14 protein-coding genes are annotated in these 15,880 nt (G+C 71.2%); 10 read left to right on the forward strand and 4 right to left on the reverse strand.

Features of this window, described 5'->3' with window-relative positions; all coding sequences use genetic code 11:
* Positions 1-11 precede the first annotated feature (11 nt).
* The 4 genes from nuoL (at position 12) to Aau02nite_RS18155 (ending at position 6,324) form a co-directional block, all read left to right on the forward strand.
* Positions 12-1,937, forward strand: a complete 1,926-nt coding sequence (nuoL, locus tag Aau02nite_RS18140; RefSeq protein WP_212989636.1) for an NADH-quinone oxidoreductase subunit L — start codon at positions 12-14, stop codon at positions 1,935-1,937.
* Complete coding sequence (locus tag Aau02nite_RS18145; protein WP_212989637.1) at positions 1,934-3,472, forward strand: NADH-quinone oxidoreductase subunit M; 1,539 nt, start codon at positions 1,934-1,936, stop codon at positions 3,470-3,472. Before nuoL ends, Aau02nite_RS18145 begins: the two co-directional genes overlap by 4 nt.
* A gap of 2 nt (positions 3,473-3,474) precedes the next feature.
* Positions 3,475-5,007, forward strand: coding sequence for an NADH-quinone oxidoreductase subunit NuoN (gene nuoN / locus Aau02nite_RS18150; protein ID WP_212989638.1), 1,533 nt, complete (start codon positions 3,475-3,477; stop codon positions 5,005-5,007).
* 324 nt (positions 5,008-5,331) lie between these two features.
* The gene (locus tag Aau02nite_RS18155; RefSeq protein ID WP_246595244.1) at positions 5,332-6,324 is read left to right on the forward strand and encodes a polyprenyl synthetase family protein; all 993 of its coding nucleotides are present in this window, start codon (positions 5,332-5,334) and stop codon (positions 6,322-6,324) included.
* A 76-nt stretch (positions 6,325-6,400) separates the two neighbouring features.
* Here the strand turns inward: Aau02nite_RS18155 and Aau02nite_RS18160 are convergent, their stop codons facing one another.
* Positions 6,401-7,612 (reverse strand): MFS transporter, encoded by a 1,212-nt coding sequence (locus tag Aau02nite_RS18160; protein ID WP_212989639.1) that lies wholly within the window; start codon positions 7,610-7,612, stop codon positions 6,401-6,403.
* 153 nt (positions 7,613-7,765) lie between these two features.
* Here Aau02nite_RS18160 and Aau02nite_RS18165 point away from each other — a divergent pair, with 153 nt between their 5' ends.
* From Aau02nite_RS18165 to Aau02nite_RS18175, 3 genes are all read left to right on the forward strand, one after another.
* Positions 7,766-8,560 (forward strand): IclR family transcriptional regulator, encoded by a 795-nt coding sequence (locus Aau02nite_RS18165; RefSeq protein ID WP_212989640.1) that lies wholly within the window; start codon positions 7,766-7,768, stop codon positions 8,558-8,560.
* 111 nt (positions 8,561-8,671) lie between these two features.
* Positions 8,672-9,166: a sigma-70 family RNA polymerase sigma factor gene (locus tag Aau02nite_RS18170; protein WP_246595245.1), complete on the forward strand. Its 495-nt coding sequence runs from the start codon at positions 8,672-8,674 to the stop codon at positions 9,164-9,166.
* Positions 9,163-9,870, forward strand: coding sequence for an anti-sigma factor family protein (locus tag Aau02nite_RS18175; RefSeq protein ID WP_212989642.1), 708 nt, complete (start codon positions 9,163-9,165; stop codon positions 9,868-9,870). Before Aau02nite_RS18170 ends, Aau02nite_RS18175 begins: the two co-directional genes overlap by 4 nt.
* A 13-nt stretch (positions 9,871-9,883) precedes the next feature.
* Here Aau02nite_RS18175 and rarD read toward each other — a convergent pair whose 3' ends face one another.
* From rarD to eccE, 3 genes are all read right to left on the reverse strand, one after another.
* The gene (gene rarD / locus Aau02nite_RS18180; protein WP_212989643.1) at positions 9,884-10,831 is read right to left on the reverse strand and encodes an EamA family transporter RarD; all 948 of its coding nucleotides are present in this window, start codon (positions 10,829-10,831) and stop codon (positions 9,884-9,886) included.
* Between the two features lie 90 nt (positions 10,832-10,921).
* A complete protein-coding gene (locus Aau02nite_RS18185; RefSeq protein WP_246595240.1) occupies positions 10,922-11,323 on the reverse strand; it encodes a phage holin family protein in 402 nt (133 codons plus the stop codon).
* Positions 11,324-11,485: 162 nt separating this feature from the next.
* Positions 11,486-13,348, reverse strand: a complete 1,863-nt coding sequence (gene eccE, locus Aau02nite_RS18190; protein ID WP_281420996.1) for a type VII secretion protein EccE — start codon at positions 13,346-13,348, stop codon at positions 11,486-11,488.
* Between the two features lie 301 nt (positions 13,349-13,649).
* On the opposite strand from eccE, the gene Aau02nite_RS18195 reads away from it, so the two are divergent.
* From Aau02nite_RS18195 to Aau02nite_RS48065, 3 genes are all read left to right on the forward strand, one after another.
* Positions 13,650-13,973 (forward strand): WXG100 family type VII secretion target, encoded by a 324-nt coding sequence (locus Aau02nite_RS18195; RefSeq protein ID WP_281420997.1) that lies wholly within the window; start codon positions 13,650-13,652, stop codon positions 13,971-13,973.
* A 23-nt stretch (positions 13,974-13,996) separates the two neighbouring features.
* A complete protein-coding gene (locus Aau02nite_RS18200) occupies positions 13,997-14,290 on the forward strand; it encodes a WXG100 family type VII secretion target (RefSeq protein ID WP_212989645.1) in 294 nt (97 codons plus the stop codon).
* A 252-nt stretch (positions 14,291-14,542) separates the two neighbouring features.
* Positions 14,543-15,880 (forward strand): SseB family protein (locus Aau02nite_RS48065; protein ID WP_498368216.1); only part of this gene is annotated, 1,338 nt, incomplete at its 3' end.

Here is a 15,880-nt window from a genome sequence, read left to right on the forward strand (position 1 = left end):
GGGGCCTTCACGTGGAACAGACAGTGGAGTATGCCCACGCGACGGGGCTGCTGAGTGGAATCTGGCTGCTGGTGGCCATCCCGCTCGCCAGCGCGACGGTCCTGCTTCTCCTGGGCAGGAAGGCCGACAAGTGGGGGCACTGGCTCGGCGTCGCGGCGGTCGCCGCGACGTTCGTCCTGGGCTTGGCGATGTTCTTCAGCTTGGCCGGGCTCGACGCCGAGGCGCGGTCGGCGGAGCAGAGCCTGTGGGACTTCATCGTGGTCGGCGAACTGCACGTGGACTTCGGGTTGCTCTTCGACCCGCTGTCCGGCGTCTTCGTCCTGCTGATCACCGGTGTCGGCTCGTTGATCCACCTGTACGCGGTGGGCTACATGGAGCACGACGAGGGGCGGCGGAAGTTCTTCGCCTACTTCAACCTCTTCGTCGCCGCGATGCTGCTGCTGGTCCTCGGCAACAACTACGTGATGCTCTACTTCGGCTGGGAGGGCGTCGGTCTGGCGTCGTACCTGCTGATCTCGTTCTGGTACACCCGGCCGTCCGCGGCCACCGCCGGCAAGAAGGCCTTCCTGATGAACCGGGTCGGCGACGCCGGCCTGGCCATCGGCATCTTCCTGATGTTCGCCACGCTGGGCACCACCCAGTACGACGAGGTCTTCAACGGCGTCGGCGCGCTCTCCGCCGCTACCATCCTGGTGCTGGGCATCCTGCTGCTGCTCGGAGCGGCCGGTAAGTCCGGCCAGTTCCCGCTGCAGGCCTGGCTGCCGGACGCGATGGAGGGCCCGACCCCGGTCTCGGCCCTGATCCACGCGGCGACGATGGTCACCGCGGGCGTCTACCTGATCGCCCGGTCCAACCCGATCTTCTCGGCGAACACCACGCTGCAGACGATCGTGGTCAGCGTCGGCGCGCTCACCCTGCTGATGGGCTGCATCATCGGCGCGGCCAAGGACGACATCAAGCGCGTCCTGGCCTGGTCCACGGTCAGCCAGATCGGCTACATGTTCCTCGGCGTCGGGCTGGGCGGCGGGGCGTACGCCCTGGCGATCATCCACCTGCTGGCGCACGGCTTCTTCAAGGCCAACATGTTCCTGGGCGCCGGCTCGGTCATGCACGGCATGCACGACCAGGTCGACATCCGGCGCTTCGGTGGCCTGCGCAAGTACATGAAGTGGACGTGGCTGACCTTCATGATGGGCTGGCTCGCCATCATCGGTATCCCGCCGCTGTCCGGTTACTTCTCCAAGGAGCCGATCATCGCCGCGGCCTTCGAGCGCGGCGACTGGACCTCCTGGCTGTACGGCATGGCCGCCCTGCTGGGCGCGGGCCTGACCGCGTTCTACATGACGCGCCTGTTCGTGCTGACCTTCCACGGTCCGGAGCGGTACACCGAGGACAACAAGCATCCGCACGAGTCGCCGTACATCATGACGGTGCCGCTGATGCTGCTGGCCGTGGGCTCGATCGGGGCCGGCTTCCTGATGGCCAGCAGCGTGCCGGACTGGCTCGAGCCGACCTTCGGCGCCGAGGCCGTGGAGCACCACGCGGTCATGCCGCACTGGTTGATCACGGTGCTCTCGCTGCTCGTCACGGTGCTGGGCGCGGGCCTGGCCTGGGCGCTGTTCCGCAACGGCACGGCCAAGCAGGAGCAGCCGGCGGGCGTGCTCGTCACCGCGGCCCGCCGCAACCTCTACACCGACGCCTTCAACGAGGCGGTCTTCGAGCGGCCCGGCATCTACCTGACCCGCGCGTTGGTCTTCCTCGACAACAAGGGCATCGACGGCGCGGTCAACGGCCTCGCGGCCGCTGTCGGCGGCAGTTCGGGTCGCCTGCGCCGGCTGCAGACCGGTTTCGTCCGCTCGTACGCGTTGTCCATGCTCACCGGCGTAGTCCTGGTCGTCGGTGCCTTCCTCGCAATCCAGTTGGGATGGTTGGCGTGACCGACTTTCCGTTCCTGTCCATCCTGACGCTCTTCCCCCTGGTGGGGGCGGCGGTGGTGGCCTTCATCCCGAAGACCAGGGGCCAACTGGCCAAGGCGATCGCCCTGGGCTGGTCGCTGGCGGTGCTCGCGCTGAGCATCGTCATGTGGATCGCGTTCGAGGCGCGCGGCGACCGGTTCCAGTTCCGCGAGTCCTACCAGTGGATCCCCACCTGGGACGCGCGCTTCACGTTCGCGGCGGACGGCATCGCGCTGGTGATGCTCATGCTGATCGCGATCCTGGTGCCGGTGGTGATCCTGGCCTCGTGGAACGACATCGACGAGACCCAGCGGTCGGTGCCGGTCTACTTCGCGCTGCTGCTGGCGCTCGAATGCACGATGATCGGCGTCTTCGCGGCCGCCGACGTGTTCCTGTTCTACGTGTTCTTCGAGGTCATGCTCGTGCCGATGTACTTCATCATCGGTTCGTACGGTGGCGCCCGGCGGCAGTACGCAGCCGTCAAGTTCTTCCTGTACTCGCTGGTCGGCGGTCTGTTCATGCTGGCCGCCGTGATCGGCCTCTGGGTCGTCGGCGGGAACACGTTCGACTGGCAGAAGCTGAGCGACGTCTCGGCGGCGTTCGACACCGGCACCGCCCGCTGGCTGTTCCTGGGCTTCTTCATCGCGTTCGCGGTCAAGGCGCCGTTCTTCCCGTTCCACACCTGGCTGCCCGACGCCGGTGTCGCCGCTCCGGCGCCCGCCGCCGCGCTGCTGGTCGGTGTGCTGGACAAGGTCGGCACGTTCGGGATCCTGCGCTACTGCCTCTCGCTGTTCCCGGAGGCGTCGCGCTGGTTCGCCCCGGCGGCGCTGATCCTCGGCGTCATCGGCATCATCTACGCCGCACTGCTCGCGGTGGGCCAGCATGACCTGAAGCGGCTGGTGTCGTACACGTCGATCGCCCACTTCGGCTTCATCGGCATCGGCATCTTCGCCTTCACCACCCAGGCGGGCACCGGCGCGGTGCTGTACATGGTCAACCACGGTCTGGCCACCGGCCTGCTGTTCCTGGTGGTCGGCATGTTCGTGGCCCGCCGCGGCTCGGCGCTGGTGAGCGACTTCGGCGGGGCCGGCAAGCTGGTCCCGGTGCTGGCCGGTGTCCTGTTCTTCGCCGGTCTGGCCTCGCTGGCGCTGCCCGGCACGGCGCCGTTCGTCAGCGAGTTCCTGGTGCTCATCGGCACGTTCACGGTGCACAAGGTGTACGCGGTCATCGCCACCGTGGGCATCATCCTGGCCGCCGCGTACGTGCTGTGGATGGTGCAGCGCACCACGCAGGGCACGCTCAACCCGATGCTGGTCGCGGTCCCGGCCATGCACAAGGACATCAGCCTGCGCGAGAAGGTCGTGGTCGCGCCGCTGATCGTGCTGCTGCTGGTGCTCGGCTTCTACCCGAAGCCGGTCACCGATGTGATCAACCCGGCGGTCGAGGCCACCATGCAGGACGTGGGCACGACCGACCCGGCGCCGACGGCGGTCGCAAACGGAAAGGTGGCGCCGTAGCCATGGAGGACCTCCAACTACCCGCGATCAACTACGGTGCCCTGTCGCCGATGCTGATCCTCTTCGGAGCGGCCTGCCTCGGCATCCTGCTCGAAGCGTTCCTGCCACGCGGCCGGCGCAACGCGATCCAGCTGACCGTCGCGCTGGTCGCGCTGGTCGCGGCGCTCGTCGCCGTCATCCTCGGCCGGAACACCCGGGTCGTCACCATCGGCGGCGCGGTGGCCATCGACGGCCCGACGTTGTTCCTGCAGGGCAGCATCCTGCTGCTGGGCGTGGTGTCGTTGCTGCTGATCGGCGAGCGCGCGGTCGAGAACGGCGGCGCGTTCGTGTCGCAGGCGGCGCTCACGGTCGGCTCCGAAAAGGATCTGCGGCAGGCGGGTAGCGCACCCGGCAACACCGAGGTCTACCCGCTGACCATGTTCTCGCTGGGCGGCATGCTGCTCTTCGTCGCGGCGAACGACCTGCTGACGATGTTCATCGCGCTCGAGGTGCTGTCGCTGCCGCTCTACCTGCTGTGCGCGCTGGCCCGCCGCCGGCGCCTGCTCAGCCAGGAAGCGGCCCTGAAGTACTTCCTGCTCGGCTCGTACGCGTCGGCGTTCTTCCTGTTCGGCGTGGCCCTGATCTACGGCTTCGCCGGCGCGGTCGACCTGGCGTCGATCCACGCCGCGGTGGCCGACCCGGTCCGCAACGAGGTGCTGCTCTTCGGCGGCCTCGCCCTGGTGGCGATCGGCCTGCTGTTCAAGACCGCGGCGGCGCCGTTCCACGTGTGGACGCCGGACGTCTACCAGGGTGCCCCCACGCCGATCACGGCGCTGATGGCGGCCTGCACGAAGGTGGCCGCGTTCGGTGCTCTGCTGCGCATCCTCTACGTCGCCTTCGACGGGGTCCGCTGGGATTTCCAGCCGGTCCTCGGCGCGATCGCGGTCCTGACGATGCTGACCGGCGCGATCCTGGCGGTCACCCAGACCGACATGAAGCGCCTGCTCGCCTACTCGTCGATCGCCAACGCGGGTTACCTGCTGGTGGGCGTCCTGGCGCTCAACAAGGAGGGCCTGTCCAGCACGATGTTCTACCTGGTGGCGTACGGCTTCTCGGTGCTGGCGGCATTCGGCATCGTCTCGCTGGTGCGCGACGCGGACGGCGAGGCGACCCACCTGTCCCGCTGGGCCGGCCTGGGCCGCCGCAACCCGCTCTACGCGGGCGCCTTCTCGTTCATCATGCTGGCTTTCGCCGGTATCCCCCTGACCAGCGGCTTCACCAGCAAGTTCGCGGTCTTCGGGGCAGCGATCGAAGGCGGCCAGACCTGGCTCGTCATCGTCGGCGTGATCACCAGCATGGTGCTGGCGTTCCCGTACCTGCGGGTGATCGTGATGATGTGGCTGTCCGAGCCGGGGGAGAGCACGCCGACGGTGTCCATCCCGGGCTTCCTGACCTCGGCGGCACTGGTCATCGGCGTGATCGTGACGCTGGCGCTCGGCGTGGTCCCGGCGCCGCTGCTCGACCTCACCAACGACGCGGCGCAATTCGTCCGGTAACGAGGAAATCGGTGGCGGCAGCCCCGGCCGGGTTCTTCCCGGCCGGGGCTGCTTGCTGTTCGCGGCCGGGGATCCCCGGCCGCGGCGGTGTGCCATCTTTGCGCGGGCGGGGTGATTTCGCCCACCGGTGCCGCCCGGACCGGCGACTCGGCCGGCAGCCGCCTGATCAGCGGGAGCAGGCACATACGCCGGGCCTGGGCGGAGGGGACTTTTCCGGATCCGTACCTCCGAGGGTTTTTTGATCTTGCTGGTAGGACCCCTGAGCCCGCCCGGGTCGAGGTCGTATGGCATCGTGAAAGTGTGGTGAGCACCGGTGACAGCGCGCTGACGTCGTTCGGCCTCGACATCGATCCTGCGGTCGACGCGTCGGTGTCGGCGACGCTTGCCGTTGTGGAGGATGCGCTGCGCAGCAATGTCGCCAGTGCCGATCCGCTCGTGGCCGAGGCCGCCCGGCATCTCATGGATGCCGGTGGCAAGCGGTTCCGGCCGCTGATCCTGGCCCTCGGCGCGCAGATGGGTGACCCGAGCCGGCCCGAGATCGTCACGGCCGCCCTGGTCGTCGAGCTCACCCACCTCGCCACGCTGTACCACGACGACGTCATGGACGAGGCCACCGTGCGGCGCGGCGCTCCCAGCGCCAACGCCCGGTGGGGCAATTCCGTCGCGATCCTCGTCGGTGACTATCTCTTCGCGCGGGCGGCCGACATCGCCGCCTCGCTCGGGCCCGAGGCGGTGCGGCTGCAGGCGCGGACGTTCGCCCGGCTCGTGCACGGCCAGATCGCCGAGACCGTCGGGCCGCGCGGGTCCGATCCGATCGAGCACTACCTCAGCGTCATCGCCGAGAAGACCGCGTCGCTCATCGCGACGTCGGCGCGCTTCGGCGGCCTCTTCTCCGGCGTCACCCCCGAGCAGGTCGAGGCCCTCACCGGGTACGGCGAGACGATCGGTATCGCGTTCCAGCTCTCCGACGACCTGCTCGACATCGCGTCCGAGTCGGTGCAGTCGGGCAAGACGCCGGGCACCGACCTGCGCGAGGGTGTCCCGACCCTGCCGGTGCTCTACGCCCTCGCCGGGGACGACACCGACGCCTCCGCCGTCCGCCTCCGTGAGCTGCTCGCTTCCGGGCCGCTCGTCGACGACGCGCTGCACGCCGAGGCGCTGGGCCTGCTGCGTGAGTCCGGTGCGATGAAGCGGGCCCGCGAGACCGTCCGGACGTACGCGGAGGAGGCCCGGTCCCGGCTCACGCCGCTGCCGCAGGGCTCCCCGCGTCAGGCCATGGAGTCCCTCTGCGACTTCATCGCCGACCGCACCAGCTGAGCCGCCGTTCTGCACGTCTGAGGGCCGCCGCTCGCCCGGGCGAGCAGACTGACCGTTCGGGTCGTCAGCCGGCGTCTCAGGCGATCTGGGCTCGGTTCGCGTGGCGCCGCAGCAGGCGGCTGCCGAGCACCATCGCCGCCGCCGCGAAGAGCATGGCGATGCCGGCGACTGTCCACATTGTCGGGTAGCCCGCCGCCGCGGCCAGCGCTCCCAGCCCCAGCGGCCCGACGCACCCGCCCGCGTACACGCCGGTCTGCGTGATCGACGTGGCTGCCGCCGGCGCCTGCGGGTGCAGCCGGACCACCGCGAAGTTCATCAGCCCCGGCCACGCCCAGCCCAGGCCGAACCCCAGCACGACCCCCGCGATCAGCGTCGCCGTGTTGAGCATCGCCAGCATGGCCAGGCCGGCCGCGCCGACGGTCAGCATGCCGGCGATCACGCTGATCTGCCGGTCCGGCATCCGGTCGGCCAGCCAGCCGCCGACGATCCGGGCCGCGATGCCGACCGCGCTGCCCAGGGTCAGCGCCAGTCCGGCGGCGGCCGGGGTGACGCCGTGCGCGACCGCGGAGTCGACCAGGAATGTGCCCAGCGCGTTCGCCGAGCCGGCCGCCAGGGTAGCGCCGAGGCCGATCACGATCAGCGCCCCGGTGGCCCGCTCGCCGCCGGCCCGTTTCGCCGCCCGGCCGTCGTCGCGCTCGACCGGCACCAGCCACAGCGCGCCCAGGGCCCCGGCCGCGGCGAAGACGAACGCCCAGCGCCAGCCCAGGGTCAGCGCCACCACCGGTACGGCCGCGCCCGCGAGCATCGAGCTGACCGGGATCGCCGCCTGCTTCACCCCGAACGACAGGCCCTGCCGGCGCACCGGTACGTGCCGGGAAAGGCTCGTGTTGCTCGCCAGCTGGCCCATGGCGTTCGCGCCGGCGCCCAGGGCCAGGATCGCGATGAGACTCCACAGTGAGCGGGCGGCGACCGCGATCGTCAGCAGAGAGGCCGCCGCCAGGCCGACGCCCGTGCGGGCGATGGTGGTCGAGCCGTACCGTTCCACGAGCGCGCCGGCGGGCACCGAGGCGAGCGCGCTGGCCCCGAAGTACGCCGAGACCGCGAGTCCCAGACCGGCCGGGCTGAATCCGAGTTCCTCGCGGATCTGCACCGCCAGACCGCCGACCAGGAATACCGGGACCGAACAGGCGATGGTGGTGGTGAGGGCGCTCGTCACGGCCCGCCGCGGGCGTACCGCGTTCGCGCTGGTCGCGGCGGTTTCAGCGGGGGAGATCTGCGGCTCGGCCATCAATCGCAGAGTATGCCCGGGCCCGTGGAGCCGAAGACGGTGAGTGGTAATGACCACACGTCGCGTAGATATCAGTCATGGTCGACACGCTTCAGGCATTCCGTCCGAGGAAGATTATTCATATGGTGTAAGTCCCCGGCGTCGGAGGTGGCTGTGCGCGACCCCCTGGCGGAGCCGTCAGATCTCATCCGGAGCGTGTCACGCGCCTTGCGTGTACTCGAATCGGTGGGTCGGGCCCCGCGCGGACTCACCGTGAAACAGATCGCACGACGATGCGAGCTGACCGTGGCGACGACGTATCACCTCGTCCGTACCTTGGCGTACGAGGGCTACGTGATCCGTCGCGAGGACGGCACCTACATCGTCGGTCTGGAGATCGCGGATCGGTACCGCGAACTGGTCTCCGCTTTCCGCGGGCCGCCGTCCGTCGGTGAGGCGTTGCGCCGGGCCGCGGTCGAGACCGGTTACAGCCACTATCTGGGTCGGTTCGTCGGTGGCCGGATCGCCGTGACCGCGTCCGCCGAGGGCGCCCGGTCGCCGTTCATGGACGACATGGTGCCCGGTTTCGACGAGGGTGGTCACGCCACCGCGCTCGGCAAGGCCCTGCTCGCCACGCTGACCGCCGACCAGCGCGCCCGTTACCTGCGCGACTGGGGCATGCGGGCGTTCACCCCGGCCACCCTGACCTCGCCGGAGGCGCTGGAGGCCGACCTGGCCGCCGGTGAGCGGCGCGGGATGCAGCTGGAGATGGGCCAGTTCCGTCAGGGCCTGGCCTGCGCCGCGGTCAACGTCGTGGCCGACCGGGACATGGAGCGCCGGCTGGTGCTGGCCTGTGCCCTGCCGGCCGCCGAGATGCTGACCTCGGCCCGGGTCGTCCGGGCCAAGCTCACCGCGGCTGCCCGCAGCGTCGCCGAGGCCCTCTCCGCGGGGGACGCCGCCACAGCCTGACCTGCAGAAGTGCCGCCTCGAGACTCCGTTGAACCGCCCGACCCCACTGCACGTAGTACGGGTTGGAACGCGCGGAGGAGGTCGGCAGGCTTGGAGGATCAGGATGCCGAGCTGTTGCGTGCGCTGCAGGACGAGCACGGGGAAGCACTGTTCGCGCACGCCGTCCGCCTCTCCGGGGGCGACCGGCAGCGGGCGGAGGACCTCGTGCAGGAAACGCTGCTGCGGGCCTGGCGCTACCCGGAGGCGCTCGACCCGGAACGCGGCGCGGTGCGGTCATGGCTGTTCACCACGGCGCGCAACCTGGCGATCGACGCCTGGCGACGCCGATCGGTCCGGGTGGGCGAGGTGGTCACCGACATGATTCCCGAGCCGCCGCCCAGCGCGGACGAGGCCGACCGGGCCGTGGAGGCCTGGACGGTCGCGGAAGCCCTCGGGCGGTTGTCCCAGAGCCACCGCGAGGTCCTGGTGGAGTGCTTCTACCAGGGGCGCTCGGTGGCCGAGGCCGCCGCCCGGCTGGGGGTGCCGCCCGGCACGGTCAAGTCGCGCACGCACTACGCGCTGCGTTCGCTACGCCTGGTTCTGGACGAGATGGGGGTGACGGGATGAGATGCGACCACGAGCACGACGATGGCGCGTACGTCCTCGGCGCCCTGTCGCCCGCCGAACGCGCCGCCTACGAACGGCACCTGGCCACCTGTTCGTTCTGCCGCGAGGCCGTGGCCGACATCGCCGTCCTGCCCGGCCTGCTGGGCCGGCTCGACCCCGACGACTTCGCCAAGCTGCTCGCCCCCGACCTGCCGCCGCCGCGGACCCGGCGCAACAGCATGCCGGACCTGGTCATGGCGGCGCAGTCGACGCGGCGCGAGGAACGCCGCCGGGTCCGCTGGCGGGTGCTCGGCTCGGCCCTGACCGCGGCCTGCCTGGCCCTGGTGGTGGGCATCGGTGCGGTGTTCTGGATGGGCCGCGGTGGTACGCCGGATCCCTCGGTGCCCGGCCCGACGGTGGCGATGACCCCGGCGAACGAGCGGGTGCCGGTGACCGCGCGGATCAACCTGGCCTCGGCCGGCGGCGGCACCCGGGTCAACCTGATCTGCTTCTACAACAAGGGCGACGCGGCGTCCGAGCCGTACACGATCCGGCTGATGGCGTACGGGCCGGACGACGAGAGCGAGCAGCTCGGCTCGTGGACGGCGTCGCCCGGCAAAGAGGTCAAGATGTCCGGCTTGACGCACTTCACCGCCGGGACGCTCTCCCGGCTGGCGCTGGTGCGCACGGACGACCGGACTCTGCTCTCCTACGACGTGCCCTGACGGGTTCCGCCCGTCAGCGCGGTGGAACGGCGGCGGCCGGCTCGGCGGTGGCGGCCGCTGAGGCGGCCGCCGTCCTCCCTTTGGCGGCGGCCCGGGCGCCGCGCAGGCCGTCCACGGTGAAGATGATCAGCGCGACCCAGACCAGCGCGAAGCCGGCCAGCCGGGCCGGCGGCATCGGCTCGTGGAAGAGCAGCACCCCGCAGGCGAGCTGCAGGATCGGCGCGACGTACTGCAGGATCCCGATCCCGACCAGCGGCACCCGGTTGGCCGCGGCGGCGAAGAGCATCAGCGGTACGGCGGTAGCGACGCCGGCCAGCAGCATCAGCACCGTGTGCCCGGCCGAGACGTGGCCGAACTCGGCGCCCCCGGTCGCGTTCAGCCAGCCCAGGTAGCCCAGCGCGGGCAGCGCCAGCACGGCCGACTCGATGAACAGGCCCTCGGCGGGCGGCAACGCGAGCCGCTTCTTGATCAGGCTGTACGACCCGAAGCTGGCCGCCAGCACGAGCGCGATGTACGGCAGGTGCCCGTAGTCCACGGTCAGCACGGCAACGGCCAGCGCGCCGAACCCGATGGCGATCCACTGCCACAGCCGCAGCCGTTCCCGCTGCACGGTCACGCCGAGCAACACGACCACCAGCGGCGTGATGAAGTAGCCCAGCGCGGTCTCGACCACCCGCGAGGAGTTGACGCCGTAGATGTAGGTCGCCCAGTTCACGCCGATCAGCACCGCGGCGAGCGTGATGCCGCCGAGCAGCCGGCGGTCGCGCACGATGCGGCCGAGGAAGTGCAGATTGCGCATGGCGATCAGCACCACGCTGACGAACGCCACGGACCAGATCACCCGGTGCGCGAGGATCTCCAGCGGCGGGGAGGGTGCGAGCAGCTTGAAGTAGATCGGGAAGAAACCCCACAACACGTACGCCGTGAGGCCGTACAGGTAGCCTCGCCGTTCCTCGCCCATGCGCTCACCGTAAGGTGCCGGCGGCGGGCCCGCTCCTTGCTTATGTTCTAGCTCACCAGGCCAATCGGGCGGTGGCGGCCCGCGCCCGGCTCAGTCGTCGCCGCCGTCCGGGACCAGCATGTTGAGCACCCAGCTGACCACGCCGACCAGCAGGGCGCCCAGGATCGCGCTCGGCCAGAAGTCGTCCACGTGGAACGGCAGGTCGAACTGCCCGGCGATCCAGCTGACCAGCAGGAACAGCAGGCCGTTGATGACCAGGGAGATGAGCCCCAGGGTCAGCACGTAGAGCCCGCAGCCGATGGTCTTGATGATCGGGCGCAGCACCGCGTTGACGATCCCGAAGATCACCGCGACGGCGAGCAGCGTGCCGATCTGACCCCCGAGAGAGTCCGTGGTGAGGCGGATGCCGTCGATCACCACGGTCGCGATCCACAGCGAAACGGCGGTGATGACCAGCCGGATGAGGATGCCCATGGCACGGGATGGTGCCATGCCCGGGCCACCTGGCGGGGCGACACTCCCCGATCTTGTCCAGGTCGTTGCGCTCGATCCACCGGCGTCGCTCGCCGGGCCCGGTCCGCGGCCCGATCAGCTGGCCTGGTCCGCGGCCGGCTCGGCTGGGATCGGGCTGCCGGCCCGGGCCGGCGGTTGCGGTCAGCCGCGGACCGGGGGGCCGATCAGCTGGGCTTCGATCGGGGTCTGGGAGAGCGCGGCCCACCGGACCGCGCGCCGGTTGATCACGCCGACCATGTCGGCGCGGATCTGGGTCAGCCACTTCGCCGCCTCGCCCAGCCCCAGGGCCGCGCCCACCAGGGCCGCCTCCTCGGGCCGCAGTGGCTGCACGAGCAGCAGGTCGGCCCGGGAGGCCGCGTCGGCGTCGGCCGGGCTGAAGTCGTCGCGGACCACCAGCGTGGCCTGCCAGCCGGCACCCGGGCGGTTGTCCGCGCCCACCGGGCCGATGTCGATCACCACGAGCAGCGGGTGCAGCGCCGAACCCGGGGGGATCTCCACCGCGCGGCCCGGCGGGATGACCGCGATCGCCTCACCCGGCACTGCCGCGCCCCGGATGAACGGCTCCCACGCCTGCGGACGCGCGGTCTGCACGACCACCCGGGCGCCCAGCGCCATCGCCCGCAACGCCACCAGCTGAGCGCAGCGCACGCCGCCGACCAGCAGTGCCCGGGTCTGCTCCGGCCGGAACAGCCGGGCGATCACCGGCTCGCCCTTGCGGTTGCTACCGATCATCAGGCCGGCGTTGCTGATCGGGAGCTGCAGGTCGTCGAGCAGGTCGGTGCGGGCCACGTCCGGGTTGGGCCGGCCGGGCACACCCGGATTCGCCGGGATGCCCAGCGGCAGGGTGGCGGTGAGCCCGTCGAGGTGCTCCCCGTCCAGCCGCCGGGCCGTGGCCCGTTCGCCGGCGAGCAGCTTGCGCAGCGCCTGTGTGGCGAAGGACAGGGCTGCGGTGTCGGGCGCCGCGAGCCGGACGGTCAGGTCGGTGGCTGTGTCCGTACCGGTGGCGGAGCGCGGGCCCACGCCCAGCGCGACCGTCGTAGCGGCCGCGGGCAACGTCAGCATCCGGGCCACCAGCCGGCGGGAGGTCTCGATGCGCAGGTCGGGCCAGCGGCGCAGCCGGAACGTGGCCTGGGTCAGGCTGCCCACGCGCAGGCCCGGCCAGGTCTCCTGAGCTGTGCCGATGCCGTCGTCGTGGGCCAGCTCCGCGACGACCCGCAGGGCCGCGGCCTCGCCGAGCGGCCGGGCCGGGGTGGGACCGAGCCGGCGCAGCAGCTTGCGCACCAGGCCGGACAGGGCCCGCCGGAGGTCCTCCTCCGACCAGCCCTCGGCGCGCAGCACCCGCACGGCCAGCAGCGCCCGGCTGTGGCCGAGCAGACGGCCGTCGGTGAGCTGACGGTACGAGTTCGCCGGGGTGCCGCCGCCGGCCCGCAGCGAGGGAGCCGGCGCGCCGACCAGGATGAGCTGCAGGCGGCACGGCGGGTGCTCGGCCCCGGCCGGCGGCAGCAGACCCGCGGGAGAGGGCAGCGTCACCGGCTCCTCGGCGAGCAGGCCGCTGGGATCGCCCAGCTCCAGCACCGCCGTCAGGCCGTGACCGTCGACGATGACCGCGGCCGGGTCGCCGGCGAGCTCGGTCTGCTCGATGCGGGCGCCGGGCGCCACGAACTCCAGCAGCGCGGCCGGCCCGTCCGCGGCAGGCGCCGTGTGCCGGCGGCCGGCGAAGCGCACCGCGGTGCCCAGCCATTCGAACGCCCAGCGGCCGCGCAGCCGCAGCCACGTGACGGTCAGCAGCAGGATCGCCACGAGGGCCGCGGCGGCGAGCGCGAGCGGACCGTTCACGGCGCCGATCCACAGGGCGACGATCGCCAGCTGGGTGCTCACCCACTGACCGGTGCGAATACCGAACAAACGTCCATGTCGGACACGCTGGGGGCGTACCCTCGGCAGCCGCTCGCCCGCGCCGCTGAGCTCGGGGAAGTCGCGGCCGCCCACCAGGTCTGCCGTCACCGTCGCGCCCGCCTTTCGCTGAGTACCTGCCTGCGCGGCCTCATCGTATGGCGCGCACCGCGTACGCAGGGGGCGGCGTCGATATCCACAGGCGGGCCGGCCGGACTACCATCGCCGCGCCCGGCCGGTTACCGTCAGCGACGCCAATGGATGAACGGCAGCTCAGAGGAGCCCCCCACCGCTGTGCGGGAGCGGTTAATCTGAGGGCCACGTCGACGCACCGGGGCTCGGTCCAGCACGGCTCATCCCTACCGGACCCGAGTGCGAGACAGACGATCGAGGAAGCGGGGTGACGTCCGGGGTGTCCGAGACGACGCAGGCAAATTCCGGGGACATGGCGAAGGTCGCCGGAGAGTTCGACCAGGTCAACCAGGATCTGACCAGGATGCTCAACAAGCTCATGAACGAGCTTTCCGTGCTGCAGACCGCCTGGGTCGGCAGCGGCGGCCGGGCCTTCGAGTCCGTGAAAACCCAGTACCAGCAGGACCTCGCGCAGCTGAACAAGGCGCTCGCGGACACCGCCGAGTCGATCAAGGCCTCCGGTGTCGGCTACGACAGCTCCGATTCCTCGGCCGCCAGCATGGTGGCCAAGTCCGGTGGCGGCGGCGTCAGCCTCCCCCTCTAACTCCCACCTGGAAGGAGCACGACATGAGCGACGGTTTGCTTCGCGTCAACTTCAGTTCCCTGGCTCAGGCCGGCGTCGACATCAACAAGGCCGTCAACGAGCTCGACACCAAGCTGAGTCACCTCGACTCGGTCGCGCGTCCGCTGGTGGACACGTGGGAGGGCAAGGCGCAGACGGCGTATCACCAGCGCCAGCTGGCCTGGACCAACGCCGCCACCGACCTCAAGACCATCCTCCGCGACATCCAGCTCGCCGTGGGCAAGTCGGCGCAGGACTACGCGGCGACCGAGAGCAACGCGGAGAAGCGCTTCCTCTGAGACGCCGGAGCACCACCTTCGCGGCGCGGCCGGGACGTCTCGTTCCGGCCGTCTCCGTCTCCCCGGCCGAGTCGGCTACCCCGAGTCATCGGACAGTATCGCTGCGCGACACAATCATGCTCTGACGGGCACCGATGACGCCGCTGGACACCTTCTCGGCTGTATGCGTACAGCCGCCCATTGTGATCGTGGCCTGACCTTGTAGGTTGTACGCGTTGAGATGGCCCGTTCGCCGCGAAGGGAGAGGTGGACGTGACCGAGTGGGAACCGGCTACGGACGCCGAGATCGCGATGCGCAACGCTCTGCGCACCGACGATCAGGAGTCCTACTTCCGCATTCTCGCCGGTGTCGACCTGCTCCTTCCGGTCTCGGCGGATGCCCTCGCCGGCCTCGCCCCGCTCGGCTGGGGCACGTGGAGCACCGGCGGCCGTACGCACGTCCTCGCTTTCACCTCGCCGTCGGCGCTGCAGGCCTGCCTGGCCGACTACACCGGCTCGGCCCGCCGCGTCGCGTACGCGGAGCTGGCGGACACCTGGCCGAACCTCGAATGGTGGCTGGCGGTCAACCCCGGCCTGCCGATCGAGGGCTACCTGCCGGCCTGGTTCGTCGCCCAGCTCTCCCGCGGTGACCTGCGCCTGCCGACCCGCGGACCGGGCCCTGCGGGCAGCAACGCGCCCAACCGCATCCAGGACCTGCACGCGGCCGCGACCCTGGCGGCCACGGCGGCGGCTCAGGGCTACAACGCCTCGGCGCAGAACTACGCGGCCCCGGCCTCCGGGGGCCCGCTTCAGGGCAGTCCCGCGCCTGCTCCCGCGGGTTCCGGTGGTTCCGCATACGGGGCTTCCGGCTCCGGCGGGGCTTCTGGCTCTGGCGGGGCTTCTGGCTCTGGCGGGGCTTCTGGCTCTGGCGGGGCGTCTAGCTCAGGCGGGGCTTCCGGCGATCCGGCTTACGGGGGTGCCGAGCCGGGTGGTTCGGCCTATGGCAGTGGCGGCTCGGGGCCCGGTGGCCCGGCCTATGGCGCTGCCGCCTCGGGCGGTCCTGCCTACGGCGGGTCGGCTTACGGCGGTTCCGGTGGTCCGGCTTCCGGCGGTGGGGCCCCGAGCGGGGCTGTCGCGGCCGGTTCCGGTGGCGCCGTCCCGGCCGGCCTGGCTTCGTCTCCGGGGGATTCCGCGGCGCCCGGAGGGTCGGCGGCATCGACCGGCTCCGGGTATGCCGGTGGGCCGACGCCCGGGAACCGGTTCGCCGACGCGGCACCGGGGCGACCGACGGCAGCTTCCGGTCCAGGTCAGCCCGGCACCGCGGACGCGGCCGCCGGACAGGTCGGCCCGGGCGGTCTGCCGCTGCGCACGCCCGGCGCCGTGCTGCCGAGTGGGCTTCCCTCCCGCGTGCCGGGGACGCCCGCCGGACAGGACGGCGGCATTCCCGGCGGTCAGTTCAACGGCTTCGGTACGTCGGCCGGCCCCCGGCCGGCGCAGCAGGACAGCCCCGCCGGCTACGGCAGTCAGCCCGACCCTCGCGCGCAGCCCGGCGGCTATGGCAGTCAGCCTGACCCTGGCGCGCAGCCGGGTGGCTATGGCAGTCAGCCTGAC

The organism is Actinoplanes auranticolor (assembly GCF_018332655.1).
GTDB classification, from domain to species: domain Bacteria; phylum Actinomycetota; class Actinomycetes; order Mycobacteriales; family Micromonosporaceae; genus Actinoplanes; species Actinoplanes auranticolor.

Coding starts and splice junctions, on each gene's coding strand:
- nuoN (WP_212989638.1), top strand. CDS start 3,475: ATGGAGGACCTCCAACTACCCGCGATCAACTACGGTGCCCTGTCGCCG.
- Aau02nite_RS18200 (WP_212989645.1), top strand. CDS start 13,997: ATGAGCGACGGTTTGCTTCGCGTCAACTTCAGTTCCCTGGCTCAGGCC.
- Aau02nite_RS18175 (WP_212989642.1), top strand. CDS start 9,163: ATGAGATGCGACCACGAGCACGACGATGGCGCGTACGTCCTCGGCGCC.
- rarD (WP_212989643.1), bottom strand. CDS start 10,831: ATGGGCGAGGAACGGCGAGGCTACCTGTACGGCCTCACGGCGTACGTG.
- Aau02nite_RS18185 (WP_246595240.1), bottom strand. CDS start 11,323: ATGGCACCATCCCGTGCCATGGGCATCCTCATCCGGCTGGTCATCACC.
- Aau02nite_RS18160 (WP_212989639.1), bottom strand. CDS start 7,612: ATGGCCGAGCCGCAGATCTCCCCCGCTGAAACCGCCGCGACCAGCGCG.